We start from the raw sequence: 13,170 nt of genomic DNA, 5'->3' as shown, positions 1-13,170 counted from the left end.
CTACCGCCCCTCGCGGTACCACATCGAACCCATCGCCAGCAGCAGCAAGCCGAGGCCGAGGAAGCCGCCGAACAGCGGCACGCGCGAGACCGCCTTGAGCACGCTGTCGTCCGTCGTGCGCAAGCCGATCCAGTCGCTGCCGGTGGCCTGACCGGAAGACCGCACCGGCACGATGGAGGGCAGCGCAATGTCGCTGCCAAGGGCCGTGGATGACGCCAGCCGCCGCACGCTGCCGCCGGTGGCTTCCGCCGGCGCCCTCAGCCGGTTTTCGGTGGAAATGACATCGGCGAATTCCGGCGCGTTGACCGGCCCGACATGGGCGAGCGCGGTGAGGTCGCCATTGGCGACCTGGTAGAGTCCGATCTCGCTGGTCTCGACACTGCCGAGGAAGACGCCGGGCTCGGATTTCTCGAGCTTGACGGTCAAGGTCTTGCCGGAAGGGGTGATGATCTGGGCCTGGCCGGGATCATCGGCCATCGTCTGGCGGCGGATTTCCAGCACCATACCGCGACCGTCGGCGGTAAGCCGTTCCTCCTCGAGATCGGGCTCCTTCATCAGCCAGTGGGCGATGCGCCGGTAGAGCTGGACATGCGGGCCGCCGCCCTCAAAGCCGCGCGCCCACAGCCAGCCCTGGTCGGACAGAAGCATGCCGACGCGGCCCTCTCCCTTGCGGTCGAGCAAGAGCAGGGGCCGGTTGTCAGCGCCCTTCATCACCACTTCGCCTTCGGGATTCTGCACGCCGATGGTGCGGAACCAGCGGCTCCAGTGCGGTGGCTCGGTGGCCGAACCATCGAGCCCGCGCGTCACCGGGTGGCGCTGGCCAAGGTCGGTGAGGCGCGGATAGAAGGCCTTGTCGACCACCTCGCCGGTCGGCATCGCCGGCAAGGCCGACATCAGCGGCGTGCGCGCGATCGAGCTTTCGCCGGCATATTCGGGCCCGGCCGCGATCAGCAGCGCGCCGCCCTTTTCGACATATTCGGAGATGTAGTCGTAATACAGGATCGGCAGCACATCGCGGTGCTGGTAGCGGTCGAAGATGATGAGATCGAAATCCTTGATCTTCTCGACGAACAGTTCGCGGGTCGGGAAGGCGATCAGAGACAATTCGTTGATCGGCGTGCCGTCCTGCTTTTCCGGCGGCCGCAAGATGGTGAAATGGACGAGGTCGACCGAGGCGTCGGATTTCAAGAGATTGCGCCAGGTGCGCTCGCCGGCATGCGGCTCGCCGGAGACGAGCAGCACGCGCAGGTTTTCGCGAATGCCGTCGATGAGCGCGATGGCGCGATTGTTGGTGTCGGTCAATTCGCCCGGCTCGCGGTCGATGGCGAGCTCGACGATGTTGCGGCCAGCAGCGGGAATGGTCACCTGCAGCGGCATGGCCTGGCCGACGGTGGCATGCTCGACCGCGACCTGCTCGCCATTGACCGAGACGCGCACTTCGACCGGGGCGGTCTCGTTTTCCGTCGAGATAACGCGGTAGGTCATGTCGAGCGGCTTGCCGACAAGGCCGAAGCGCGGTGCATTCTCGAAGCGGATGCGGCGATCCTTCTCGTGATCGTTGCCGGTGATCAGGGCATGCAGCGGCGCGTTGAAATCGGGGCTGCCTGCGGGCGCGTCATGCACCTCGCCATCGGTGATCATGATGGCGCCGCCAATGCGCGAGGGCGGCACGTCGCGGAAAGCGCCTTCAAGCGCGCCGAACAGCCGCGTTTCGGTGCGCTCCTCGGCGGCTTGCGATTTGCCGGCCTCGACGACGCGCACGTCGAACTGCTTGAAGCGGCCAAGACGCTGCTGCAACCCGGCCAGTGCCTCGTCGGTCTGCTTGGTGCGATCACCGATATCCTGGCTCTGGCTGCGGTCGACGATGAGGGCGACGACGCTTTTCAGCGGCTCGCGTTCCTCGTTGAGGAACACCGGGTTGAACAGGGCGGCGGCGAGCGCCAGCAGGGCGACGAAGCGGAAGACCGCGCCACGCTGGCGAAACCACAGGCCGACGAGTGCCAGCAGCGCCAGCGGCACCAGCACAAGAGCCAGCAAGGGCCAGGAGATCAGCGGTTCGAGGGAGATCGACCAGTTCATGAATTAGCCTCCCCCTTGTGGGGAGGGTAATTCCGGGTTGGGAACGCAACAACGTACGTCATCCTACTGCCCCAGCCGTTCGAGCAGAATAGGCACATGCACCTGGTCGGATTTGTAGTTGCCGGTCAGCATATACATCATGATGTTGACGCCGGCGCGCAGCGCGTAGATGCGCTGCATCGGGTCCGCCGGCACGGTCGGCAGCAGCGGATCGCCATTTTCGTCGACCGCCCAGGCACCGGCGAAATCATTGGCGGTGATCATGATCGGCGAGACGCCGTCGCCGGTGCGCACCGGCCGGTTCTCGGCATTGCTGGCGTCGAGCGAGGCCTCGACCCAGAGCGGGCTGCCACTGAAGCGGCCAGGAAATTCGGGCAGGATGAAGAAGGATTTGGTCAGCACGTGGTCGGACGGCACCGGCTCCAGCGGCGGCACGTTGAGGTTGCCGAGGATGTCGCGCAGCCGCTCCGTCGCCGGGCTGGTCGAATCGGCCCCGATGCCGTTGGCGAACTGGTCGCGAGTGTCGAAAAGCACAGTGCCCCCCTGCTGCATATAGGCGTCGATGCGGGCAATCGCGGCCTGACTCGGCATCGGTGCGGCCGGGTCGATCGGCCAGTAGATCAAGGGATAGAACGACAGCTCGTCCTTCGAGATGTCGACGCCGGCCGGCGCGCCGGGTTCCAACGCCGTCTTCTCGACCAGGAAGCGGGTCAGGCCTTCGAGCCCGGCGCGGCTGATCGAATCGTCACCCGGTACGCCGGTCAGCACATAGGCGATGCGGGTCTTGGATATCGCCGCGATGGCGACCTCGTCGCCCGGTTTGGCGTCGTCGGCGCGGGCAGGATCGGCATGGCTAAACAGCGCGCCAAGCGCAATCAGGATCGCGGCGGTGGTGGCCACGCCACCGGCACGGCGCGGCCGGCGGGAAAACAGGCCGCCCATCCAGAACACCGCCAGCGTGTCGAGCAGCATCAGCACCAGAGCGGCGGCGACCAGCGCGCCCTTCAGGTTGCGCGATTCGTCAAAGGCATACTGGATCGATGTAACCGGAACGGTGATTTGCGGGCGCGCCAGCAGCGCCAGCGTGCTTGCGGCTTCGAGCAAATTGTGGGCGAAGACGCCGGTCTCGGAGCCGTAGAGGCCGGGCGGGTTCTCGAAGGTCACCGCCAGCGCGGGACCCGGCACCAGCGGCCGTGCATCCGGCGTCGGCGGCACCAGCGAGCCGTCGGCTGAGATCATGCGATACGGCGCCAGCGAGGTGGCTGCAGCTTCGGCATTGGCGATCGCCGCGCCCTGGTTGCGCGACAGCTGCACGATGCGGCGCAGCATCTCGACGAAGCTGCCCGAGATCGGCAGGTTCGACCAGGTCGCCTCGGGCGTGACGTGGAACAGCACCAGCGTGCCCTTGCCTTTCTTCAGTCCGGTGACCAGCGGCGTGCCGTCGGCGAGGGCGGCCCAGGTGCGCTCGACGATGTCGGGCGTCGGCTCGGCCAACACCTGCCTGGTGACGGTGACCTCGGTCGGCGGCGCCAGATCGGCAAATGGGCCGGCCTTGGGGAATTCGGTGACCGGCTGCGGCGATGTCCATGACAAGGCGCCGCCGAGCGAACGCTCGCCGGTGCGCAGGCGGACCGGCAGCAGGTCGTCGTCATTGCCGGCGGCGGCCAGCCGCGAGCCCGCGAAACGCACCAGCGTGCCGCCATTGTCGACCCAGTCGACGAGCCTTTGACGGACCTGCGTGGGAATGGTGCCGATGTCGGCCATGACGATCATCGCCGGCTTCTGGTCGAGGATCTGCGGGATGGCGTCGGCGAGGTCGGCGCTGGAGGGTTCGACAAGATCGGCGAAGGGCTGCAGCGCGCGCCTGATGTAGTAGAGCGGCGACAGAAGTGGCTGCGCCTGGTCGGCTTCGGCCTGCGACAGCAGCCCGACGCGGCGGCGCTTGGAGCTTTCGTCGAGCACGCGCACCGCACCGGCCTGGCGCTCGCCGTCAAGCGCGATCGAGGCGAAGTCGTTGCGCAGCTCGAACGGCACCGCCATGGTGGCGGTGGCGGTGGTTTCGCCAGGGGAAAAGGTCAGCGTCGCATCGGCGATGCGGCGGCCCTTGTCGTCGAAAGCACCGGCGGTGACTTGTGCGGGTGCCGGGTCGCCCGGCGCGCGGATGGCGGTGAGCGCAAAGCCATCGACCTGGTTGTCGGCGGTGGTCAGACCGGTCAGCGACAGCCGGTCTGGACTGGCCCAGACGACACGGGCGGCATTTTTCGACAACAGCGTGTTGAAGGCGGCCTCGTCGCCTTTCGCCGCCAGGCCGTCGGCAAGCACGGCGACGCTGGCGCCGGGCAAGCTGTCCAGCACCCCGGCGACTCGGGCATAGACGGCGGGCCGGTCGGTCGGGATCGGCCGCGGCTTGGCGGCGCGCAGCCGGTCGAGAGCGGCGGCGGCATCGAACGGGCCGATTTCCGAATTGGGCTTTTCGGCGGTGAAGGCGATGACGACCGGCACGCCGTTCGAGCCCGCGTCGTTGATAAGCCGCTCGGCGGTGGCGACGCGCTTGTTCCAGTCGGCGGCACTTGCCCAGTCATTGTCGATGACCAGCGCGAGGGCCGCGCCCTCGGCCGGCAGTTTTTCGCGCGGGTTGAACACCGGCTCGGCAAGGGCGGCGACGATCAGCGCCGCCATCAACAGCCTGAGCAGCGTCAGCCACCATGGGCTCTGTTGCGGCGTCTCCTCGCGCTTCAGCACACGCGCCAGGATCTTCAACGGCGGGAAGATCTCCATCTGCGGCTTGGGCGGCGTCAGACGCAGCAGCCACCAGATCACCGGCAGCGCCAGCAGGCCCCACAGCACCATGGGGGCGCCAAAGGAGAGCGGCAGCCAGCTCATGCGACGGCCTTCCCGGCACGACCGCCAACGGCGGCCAGCCCGGCATGACCGCTTCCGGTCAGCCCGGCATAACCGCCGTCGGCGGTCATCGCCATGTGCAGGCGCACCAGCGCGTCGGAAGCCAGCCGATCGGTGTGATTGACGGTAAAGCTCCAGCCGAGCCGCTTGCACCAGGCGGCCAGTTCGTGGCGGCGGGCGGTGTAGAGCAGCCGGTATTCATCGCCGAGCATTTCAGCGCGGCCGGCGGTCAGCTTGTCGCCGGTCTCGGGATCGGTGAATTCGGTGCGGCCGGCATAGGGGAAGGTTTCCTCGGCCGGGTCGGCGACCTCGATCAGATGGGCGCGCACGCCGTGGCGGGCGAGCACGTCGAGCCAGGCCATCGTTTCCTCGACCGGATCGAGGAAATCGCTGGCGATGACGATGTCGCAGAAGCGGCGGATGTCGGAGAGGTCGGGTTTGGCCGGCAACTCGCCGGCATGCATGAGCTGGGCGGCAATGCGCTCGGCGCCATTGCGGGCGGTAAACGGATCGGTGAGGCCGGGCCAGGCGATGCGCTCGCCGCTGCGCGACAACAGCTCGGCCATGGCCAACGCCAGCACCAGCGCGCGCGATTGCTTGGACACGCCGGCACCGGTCGATTTGTAGAGCATCGACGGCGACGGGTCGGCCCAAAGCCACACCGTATGGGCGGCTTCCCATTCGCGGTCACGCACATAGGTGTGGTCGTCGCGGGCCGAACGGCGCCAGTCGATGCGCGAGGCATCGCCTTCGACATAGGGCCGGAACTGCCAGAAATTCTCGCCGATGCCGCGCTTGCGGCGGCCATGCCAGCCGGCGATCACGGTGTTAACGATGCGGCGCGCCTCGACCAGCAAGTCGGGCACAAGCGAGGCCCGCAACCGGCCACGGGCGAGCGCGTCGCGCGTCGCTGCCGGAGCCTGGACCTCGCCGATGCGCGCCATCAAATCCCTTTCACCAGCTTCGCCACCACGTCGCGCACGCTGGTGCCTTCGGCGCGGGCGGCGAAAGTCAGGGCCATGCGGTGCTGCAGCACCGGCTCGGCCAGCGCACGGACATCGTCGATGGAGGGCGCCAGCCGCCCATCGTAAAGCGCGCGCGCCCTTGTGCACAACATCAGCGCCTGGCTGGCGCGCGGGCCGGGGCCCCAGGCGACATGCTTGTCGGTTTCGGCATTGCCCTGCCCGGGGCGCGCCGAGCGCACCAGCGTCAGGATCGCCTCGACGACGCTTTCCGGCACCGGCATGCGGCGGATCAGCGTCTGGATCTCCTTCAGCCGCACCGGCTGCAGCACGTTCTGCGCCTTGGCGTCCTCGATGCCGGTGGTTTCCAAGAGGATGCGGCGTTCGGCCTCGATTTCGGGATAGAGGATGTCGACCTGCATTAGGAAGCGGTCGAGCTGGGCCTCGGGCAAGGGATAGGTGCCTTCCTGCTCCAGCGGGTTCTGCGTCGCCAGCACATGGAAGGGCGCCGGCAGGTCGTGGCGGGCGCCGGCAATGGTGACGTGGTACTCCTGCATCGCCTGCAGCAGCGCCGACTGGGTGCGCGGCGAGGCACGGTTGATCTCATCGGCCATCAAAAGCTGGGCGAAGATCGGCCCGGAGATGAAACGGAAGGAACGCTTGCCGAACTCGTCCTGCTCCATCACCTCGGAGCCGAGGATATCGGAAGGCATCAGGTCGGGCGTGAACTGGATACGCCGCGAATCGAGGCCCAGCACGACGCCCAGCGTCTCGACCAGCTTGGTCTTGGCGAGGCCCGGCACGCCGACCAGCAGCGCATGGCCGCCGGCCAGCAGCGCCACGAGCGTGCGCTCGACGACGCTCTCCTGGCCGAAGATGACCCGGCCGACCCCGTCGCGGATCCTGGAGATGTCGGCAAGCGCCTTCTCGGCCTCGGCGATCATGTCCGTTTCGCTCATCGGGCTTTCCTTGACCATCACGCTCATGCAGCTTCGATCCCTTTGGTTGGAGATACCATCGTTGGAAATGCCGGCACGCACCATAGCATAGGTTGCCGCGATTCGGCCTCGCGTGGCGCCTATGTCAAAACTTAAATCACAGACTTAGGCTGACAAGCGCAACAACAGTGACTATTTCGTGACCATGACGGAACACTCCGAACATCGCCAGCAAAGCCTTACGACCGCCACCGAGGCGCGCGGTCTCGAGGCGCTGATCTCGCGCGCGGCGCGCGCCGGCAAGGGCGCGGCGCCGGTCGAGCGCTGGAATCCCGATTTCTGCGGCGATCTCGACATGGAGATCAAGGCTGACGGCACCTGGTTCTATCTGGGCACGCCGATCGGGCGCATGCCGCTGGTGCAGCTTTTCTCCTCGGTGCTGCGCAAGGACGCGGACGGCAGGACCTATCTGGTGACACCGGTGGAACGGGTCGGCATCCGCGTCGCCGACGCGCCGTTCATCGCCGTCGAAATGGATGTTTCGGGCAGCGGAGACGGACAGATCATCACCTTCCGCACCAATGTCGGCGATGTCGTCGAAGCCGGACCGGAACGGCCGCTGCGCTTCGTCGACGAGACCGAGACAGGTGGCCTGAAACCCTATGTGCTGGTGCGCGGCCGGCTGGAAGCGCTGGTGGCGCGGCCGGTGATGTATGAGCTGGTCGGACATGGCGAGGAGATCGAGATCGACGGCAAGACCATGTTCGCCGTGCGCTCGAAGGGCGCGGTGTTTGCGATCATGCCGGCGGACCAGCTGAAGCGGCTGAGCGCGTGATGGACAAGGTGTCCCTGGCGCCGTTTTCCGCAGCGGATTTTCGCGCGCGCTTTGCCGCGCAGCCGGATGCGCATGCCGGCGACGACTATGGCGATCATCGCTTCAATCCCGGCCATCCGCGTCTCAACCACGGCAAGCCGCTGCGCAATGCAGCGGTGCTGATCCCGGTGGTCGATCATGAGGGCGAAGCCACGGTTCTGTTGACCAAACGGGCCGAAAAACTGCGCGATCATTCGGGGCAGGTGGCCTTTCCCGGCGGCACCATCGATCCGAACGATGCCAGTCCGGAAGCGGCGGCCGTGCGCGAGACCTTCGAGGAAATCGGCCTTGCCCAGGATCGCATCGAGATCATCGGCCGCATGCCCGATTATGTCGCCGGCAGCGGCTACCGCATTGCGCCGGTGCTGGGCATCGTGCGGCCCGGTTTCCAGCTCACCTTGAATGCCGACGAGGTCGATGCCGCCTTCGAAGTGCCGCTGCGTTTCCTGATGGACCCGGCCAACCACAAGCGCGACAGCCGCATGTGGAACGATCTCGAATGGTTCTTTTACGACATGCCCTATGGCGACCGGCGCATCTGGGGCGTCACCGCCGGCATCATCCGTACGCTTTACGAAAGGCTCTATGCGTGAGTGTCTCTATCGCGGGCCGGGCCGAGTGGCTCAGCGACAAGCATCTGCAACGCCTGCTTACCGCATTGGCGCAAGGCGGTGAAGAGGCGCGTGTTGCCGGTGGCGCGGTACGCAACACGCTGATGGGCCAGCCGGTCGCCGACATCGACATCGCCACCACGTGTCTGCCGCAGGAAACCATCCGCCGCGCCGAGGCGGAGGGCTTCAAGGCGGTGCCGACCGGCATAGAGCATGGGACGATCACGGTGGTCGCCGGCGGCAAGCCCTATGAGATCACCACCTTGCGCGCCGATGTCGAGACCGACGGCCGCCGCGCCAAGGTGTCGTTCGGGCGCGACTGGAAGCTTGACGCTGAACGGCGCGATTTCACCATCAACGCGCTCTATGCCGAGGCCGATGGCACAGTTATCGACCTGGTCGGCGGCATCGCCGACATCGAGGCGCGCCGGTTGCGCTTCATCGGCGATCCGGAAGCGCGCATCCGCGAGGATTATCTGCGCATCCTGCGCTTCTTCCGCTTCTTCGCCTGGTATGGCGATGGCCGGCCGGATGCCGAGGGGCTGAAAGCCTGTGCCCGGCTGAAGGAAGGGCTGGCCCAGCTTTCCGCCGAACGCATCTGGTCGGAACTGAAGAAGCTTCTGTCGGCGCCCGATCCCTCGCGAGCGCTACTCTGGATGCGGCAGGCCAGCGTCTTGACCGCCGCGCTGCCGGAAAGCGAGAAATGGGGCATCGACGCGATCCATGCACTGACCAAGGCCGAGAAGGATCTGGACTGGGCACCTGACCCGCTGCTCAGGCTGGAAGCGATCGTGCCGGCGGATGCCGCGCGTATGAAGACGCTCGCCGAGCGGCTCAAATTTTCGACCGCCGAGGCGGACCGCCTGCGCCACTGGGCGTTGGCCACCGCAGCCGAGCCGAAAACGACCGAGGGCGAGTTGGCAAAGCGGCTCTATCGCGGCGACCGGCAAGGGTTCGTCGACCGCCTGCGGCTGTCGCTTGCGGGCGCGCGGATGCGCGCCGTCGAGGACAATGACGCGTTGCTCGAAGCCGGCGGCTTTTCGCGCCTGCTTGCCTTCGCCCTCAAATGGGAAAAGCCGTTGTTTCCGCTAAAGGGCGCCGATCTGACGCGGCTCGGCGCAACTCCAGGGCCAAAGGTTGGCGAGATTCTCAGGAACCTTGAGACGGAATGGGTCGAAGCAGGGTTTTCGCCCGATCGCGGCGCGCTGCTTGAACGCGCCGCGGAAGCCTTGAAAGCAGGCTGAAGTTACGCAGCGTCGCGGGTCTTCTCGATGCGCGAGCGGATCGCCTCGATCATCGTCTCGCGGATGACCGCCTCGCCATGGGTCTCGCGCATGTGCTCGACGGCACGGCGCATGACCTCGGCCTCCTCGTCGGCACGCGTGTGCCAGTCACAGCCGGGCACGAGCGACCCGCAGTGAAATTGCTTCATGGGATTTCTCCTTTTCCTCCGCGGAGCCTGGAGGCTCCTGTACTTTTTTGGCTCATGGTCCAAATCCAGGATGGGAACTTGGGCCGCGAGCGGGGGAACAGCATAACACAGATGGGACGGCATTGGCTGCAGTCAACGGCGAAAAGGCGGAGCAGCGCTGCTCCGCCCTCTTACGCTATCCCAAAGCAGGACTAGAGATCTTCTCGTCCCGCGGTGGCAGGCAGGCCGTCACTTTGCGATCTTGACGGCCTCGGCAATTTTGTTCTTGCCGCTCATCTCCCATGAGACGCGAACCTTTTCACCGACCTGAAGGCCAGGATCCTTGAAGGTCTTGGGAAGCGTAAAAGACGATCCGTCATCGAGGACAAGGCTCTTGGCCGTTGCGTCAAAGGTCTTGATCGTTCCGGTGGTGTGCTTGACGGCGGCGAATGCCACCGAACCGGAAGCGAGAAGGGCAGCGGCGGCTGCCGAAACAATGATCTTGCGCATTGCGAAGTACTCCTGGAAAAGGCGGGTATCCCTTTTTGACGAAGATGTCCCGCATCGTCTGGGCCGTCCGGTCGCGTCGGGTCGCGGCTCGCTTTGTTTTGCCCTCAGGCGAACCGCCGGCGCTTCCCGACCCGGCGCAGGAAATAGGCCAGCCTTTTCAATCGCCTATTAGACGAAAAAGAAATCTTTCGGGGTGCTGCATGCCACATTCCATGCCCATTTCGAGCAAATGGGACATCAATGCGGCTCACATCGCGCTCACCATTTTGTTACGGCCAGCGGACCTCGGGCGGCAGGCTGGAGAGGATCGAGGCGACATTGCCGCCGGTCTTCAGTCCGAAGATGGTGCCGCGATCGTGAAGCAGGTTGAATTCGACATAGCGGCCACGGCGGATGAGTTGTTCGTCGCGGTCGCCGTCGGTCCAGTTCTCGTTGAAGTTGGCGCGCACGAGGTGGCCGTAGACGACGAGAAAGGATCGTCCGACATCCTGGACGAAGTTGAAATCGGCGTTCCAGCCGCCTTTGTCCTCGCCCGAATGCAGCCAGTCGAAGAAGATGCCGCCGGTGCCGCGCGGCTCGTTGCGATGCGGCAGATAGAAATACTCGTCGCACCAGGCCTTGAATTTCGGATAATCGGCCACCTCGGGGCTCTTCTCGCAAGCGAACTGCATGGCCCGGTGGAAGGCGATGGTGTCGGGATCGTCCTGGGTGCGGCGGCGGTCGAGCACCGGCGTCAAATCGGCGCCACCGCCGAACCATTGCCTAGACGTGACGACCATGCGGGTGTTCATGTGCACGGCCGGAACGTTGGGGTTCCAGGGGTGCGCGATCAGCGAAATGCCGCTGGCCCAGAAGCGCGGGTCTTCCTCGGCGCCGGGCATCTGCTTCCTGAATTCGGGCGAGAACTCGCCGTAGACCGTCGAGGTGTGGACGCCGACCTTCTCGAAGACGCGGCCGTGCATCATCGACATGGTGCCGCCGCCGCCTCGGCCCTCGTCGCGCTCCCATGGCGTCTTTTCGAAACGGCCTGGCGACCAAGAGGCCAGCGGGCCGCCAAGATCCTGCTCGATCTGCTCGAAGGCGCCGCAGATGCGTTCGCGCAGCGCCTCGAACCACAGGCGCGCCTTCATCTTCTTCTGTTCGATGTCGGCGGGCAGGCCTGCCGGTATTTCAGGTCGTTCCAAGTGCCGTCTCCGGTTGCGGGGCGCGAGTCCCTACAAATGACTCGTCTTTTGCCGGCGCGATCCCTAATCTCTTAGGGGCAAGGGTCAAGTGTCATTAAGGTGCAAGGAGTTGTTTCGTGCGCACCCCGGCAAGACCACCGCTGGATGGCCTGAAGAAAAGGCTCGACCAAAGCCGGGCTGAGCGTGCGCGCATGCCGCGCGACGGGTTTTTGCGCGAGACCTTCGTGCTGCCGCGCTCCGATGCGCGCCTCAAGGCCAAGGAGTGGTTCGAGCGCTTTCCCAAGCAAGCCTACTGGACCGAGATCGAAAGCTGGTTCGAGCGCCCGGGCGACCTGATCGAGTTCACCATCAGGCGGCTGCCAGCGGCGGATTAAGACTTCCTCGCCCCGTTTACGGGGAGAGGATGCCCGCAGGCAGGCGAGGGGCCGGCGCGAACCTTCCATGCTGGCGCTCCCCCGCCTTCACTTCGTTCTGGCACCTTATCCCCCTGAGCGGGGAGAAGGGGGAGCAATCAACCTTCTCGCTCCCGTGCCTTCTCTTGACAGCCGGTCCCCCTTGTTCCTGAGCGGGCATTTGTCGATCGACATGCAGCCGCAGCCGATGCAGTCGGTCAGCCCGTCGCGCAGTTTCTTCAACTGGGCGATCTTGTGGTCGAGCCCGTCGCGCCAGGCGGTCGACAAAAGGTTCCAGTCGTCGCGGGTCGGCGTGCGGCCCTCGGGCAGGGATGCCAGTGCGGCACCGATTTCGGCCAGCGAGATGCCGACCTCCTGCGCGACCTTGATGATCGCCACCCGCCGCAGCACATCGCGGCCGTAGCGGCGCTGGTTGCCCGACGTGCGGTGGCTGCGGATCAGGCCGCGCGCCTCATAGAAATGCAGCGCTGACACCGCTACCCCGCTGCGCATCGCCACCTGGCCGACCGTCAATTCCGTTACCGGTGCCATTCTTACTTTCCCGCCTCGATTTTATCGCTTGACCTCAAGTTAAGTTGAGCTTGTAGCAAGAAATCCAGGATGTGCAAATGAAGGAGAGGGTGATGTGCGCCTGGGTCAAATTGACAGGCGGCGGCGAGCCGCTGGACCGGTTCACCGTTCCACGCAAACGGAGGACCGCTCTAGCTCTTTGTCTTGACGCATCCGAGTTGCCGGATGGCTTCGCCGGCCACCATGGCGACGGTCAGCGCGACGTTGATGCTGCGCGCCGCACCCTGCATGGGGATGGTCAGCCGCGCATCCGCCGCTTGATGGACAGCATCCGGAACGCCTGCGGATTCGCGACCGAACAAAAGGATGTCGCCACTGGCGAAGGCGAAGCTCGTGTAGGGCATCGTGGCCTTGGTCGACAGAAGCACCAGCCGTCGCGCGCGGCCCTTGCGCCAGTCCTCGAAGGCGTGCCAGTCGACATGCCGGGTCAGATCGGCCATTTCGAGGTAATCCATGCCGGCTCGCTTCAGCGCCCGGTCGGAGAGCGGAAAGCCGGCTGGTTCGATGATGTCGACGCCAAGGCCGAGGCAAGCGGCAAAGCGCAGGATTGTGCCGGTGTTGCCGGCGATGTCAGGCTGGTAGAGCGCGACGCGGAGACGGTCGTTCATTTCCGCATCCTTCTAATAAGTGGCAGATCGGCCACAGCAGGCTCGCGGTTTTGGAAATTGCTGGACCTGCGGGTGGCCATTTTCTGCGAAGTCGGATATGTCAGGTCCA

The 13,170-nt window shown here is 65.6% G+C and carries 13 protein-coding genes; 4 read left to right on the top strand and 9 right to left on the bottom strand.

Features of this window, described 5'->3' with window-relative positions:
• From HNQ71_RS21780 to HNQ71_RS21765, 4 genes are all read right to left on the bottom strand, one after another.
• Entirely contained in the window at window positions 1–2,079 is a 2,079-nt protein-coding gene (locus HNQ71_RS21780; protein WP_184874693.1) for a hypothetical protein, read from the bottom strand.
• A 63-nt stretch (window positions 2,080–2,142) separates the two neighbouring features.
• On the bottom strand, window positions 2,143–4,962 hold the full coding sequence (locus HNQ71_RS21775) for a DUF4159 domain-containing protein (RefSeq protein ID WP_184874692.1): 2,820 nt from the start codon (window positions 4,960–4,962) through the stop codon (window positions 2,143–2,145).
• Window positions 4,959–5,924, bottom strand: a complete 966-nt coding sequence (locus tag HNQ71_RS21770) for a DUF58 domain-containing protein (RefSeq protein ID WP_184874691.1) — start codon at window positions 5,922–5,924, stop codon at window positions 4,959–4,961. The genes HNQ71_RS21775 and HNQ71_RS21770 overlap by 4 nt, the downstream gene beginning before the upstream one ends.
• Window positions 5,924–6,928 carry an AAA family ATPase gene (locus tag HNQ71_RS21765; RefSeq protein ID WP_184874690.1) on the bottom strand — a complete coding sequence of 335 codons (1,005 nt, stop codon included), beginning with the start codon at window positions 6,926–6,928 and terminating at the stop codon, window positions 5,924–5,926. Before HNQ71_RS21765 ends, HNQ71_RS21770 begins: the two co-directional genes overlap by 1 nt.
• A gap of 157 nt (window positions 6,929–7,085) precedes the next feature.
• On the opposite strand from HNQ71_RS21765, the gene HNQ71_RS21760 reads away from it, so the two are divergent.
• Genes HNQ71_RS21760 through HNQ71_RS21750 form a run of 3 tightly spaced genes read left to right on the top strand, consistent with a single transcriptional unit; the run spans window position 7,086 to window position 9,609 of the window.
• Window positions 7,086–7,715, top strand: coding sequence for a DUF1285 domain-containing protein (locus HNQ71_RS21760; RefSeq protein ID WP_184874871.1), 630 nt, complete (start codon window positions 7,086–7,088; stop codon window positions 7,713–7,715).
• Window positions 7,715–8,347 (top strand): CoA pyrophosphatase, encoded by a 633-nt coding sequence (locus HNQ71_RS21755; protein WP_184874689.1) that lies wholly within the window; start codon window positions 7,715–7,717, stop codon window positions 8,345–8,347. Before HNQ71_RS21760 ends, HNQ71_RS21755 begins: the two co-directional genes overlap by 1 nt.
• Window positions 8,344–9,609 (top strand): tRNA nucleotidyltransferase/poly(A) polymerase-related protein, encoded by a 1,266-nt coding sequence (locus HNQ71_RS21750; RefSeq protein ID WP_184874688.1) that lies wholly within the window; start codon window positions 8,344–8,346, stop codon window positions 9,607–9,609. Before HNQ71_RS21755 ends, HNQ71_RS21750 begins: the two co-directional genes overlap by 4 nt.
• A gap of 2 nt (window positions 9,610–9,611) precedes the next feature.
• Here HNQ71_RS21750 and HNQ71_RS21745 read toward each other — a convergent pair whose 3' ends face one another.
• The 3 genes from HNQ71_RS21745 to hemF all read right to left on the bottom strand — a co-directional run bounded on the left by HNQ71_RS21745 (window position 9,612) and on the right by hemF (window position 11,470).
• The gene (locus HNQ71_RS21745) at window positions 9,612–9,797 is read right to left on the bottom strand and encodes a DUF1059 domain-containing protein (RefSeq protein ID WP_095090837.1); all 186 of its coding nucleotides are present in this window, start codon (window positions 9,795–9,797) and stop codon (window positions 9,612–9,614) included.
• A gap of 228 nt (window positions 9,798–10,025) precedes the next feature.
• Window positions 10,026–10,286 carry a DUF1344 domain-containing protein gene (locus tag HNQ71_RS21740; protein WP_184874687.1) on the bottom strand — a complete coding sequence of 87 codons (261 nt, stop codon included), beginning with the start codon at window positions 10,284–10,286 and terminating at the stop codon, window positions 10,026–10,028.
• Between the two features lie 269 nt (window positions 10,287–10,555).
• Window positions 10,556–11,470, bottom strand: a complete 915-nt coding sequence (hemF, locus tag HNQ71_RS21735; protein ID WP_184874686.1) for an oxygen-dependent coproporphyrinogen oxidase — start codon at window positions 11,468–11,470, stop codon at window positions 10,556–10,558.
• A 116-nt stretch (window positions 11,471–11,586) separates the two neighbouring features.
• Here hemF and HNQ71_RS21730 point away from each other — a divergent pair, with 116 nt between their 5' ends.
• A complete protein-coding gene (locus HNQ71_RS21730; RefSeq protein ID WP_023770299.1) occupies window positions 11,587–11,844 on the top strand; it encodes a hypothetical protein in 258 nt (85 codons plus the stop codon).
• Window positions 11,845–11,949: 105 nt separating this feature from the next.
• On the opposite strand, the gene soxR is transcribed toward HNQ71_RS21730, so the two are convergent.
• Together soxR and HNQ71_RS21720 are read right to left on the bottom strand one after the other, a co-directional pair.
• Window positions 11,950–12,414 carry a redox-sensitive transcriptional activator SoxR gene (soxR, locus tag HNQ71_RS21725; RefSeq protein WP_184874685.1) on the bottom strand — a complete coding sequence of 155 codons (465 nt, stop codon included), beginning with the start codon at window positions 12,412–12,414 and terminating at the stop codon, window positions 11,950–11,952.
• Window positions 12,415–12,584: 170 nt separating this feature from the next.
• Complete coding sequence (locus HNQ71_RS21720) at window positions 12,585–13,061, bottom strand: tRNA (cytidine(34)-2'-O)-methyltransferase (RefSeq protein ID WP_184874684.1); 477 nt, start codon at window positions 13,059–13,061, stop codon at window positions 12,585–12,587.
• Window positions 13,062–13,170: the final 109 nt, after the last annotated feature.

This window comes from Mesorhizobium sangaii (genome assembly GCF_014207355.1).
Classification (GTDB): domain Bacteria; phylum Pseudomonadota; class Alphaproteobacteria; order Rhizobiales; family Rhizobiaceae; genus Mesorhizobium; species Mesorhizobium sangaii.
This window is presented reverse-complemented; position numbering and strand designations above follow the sequence as displayed.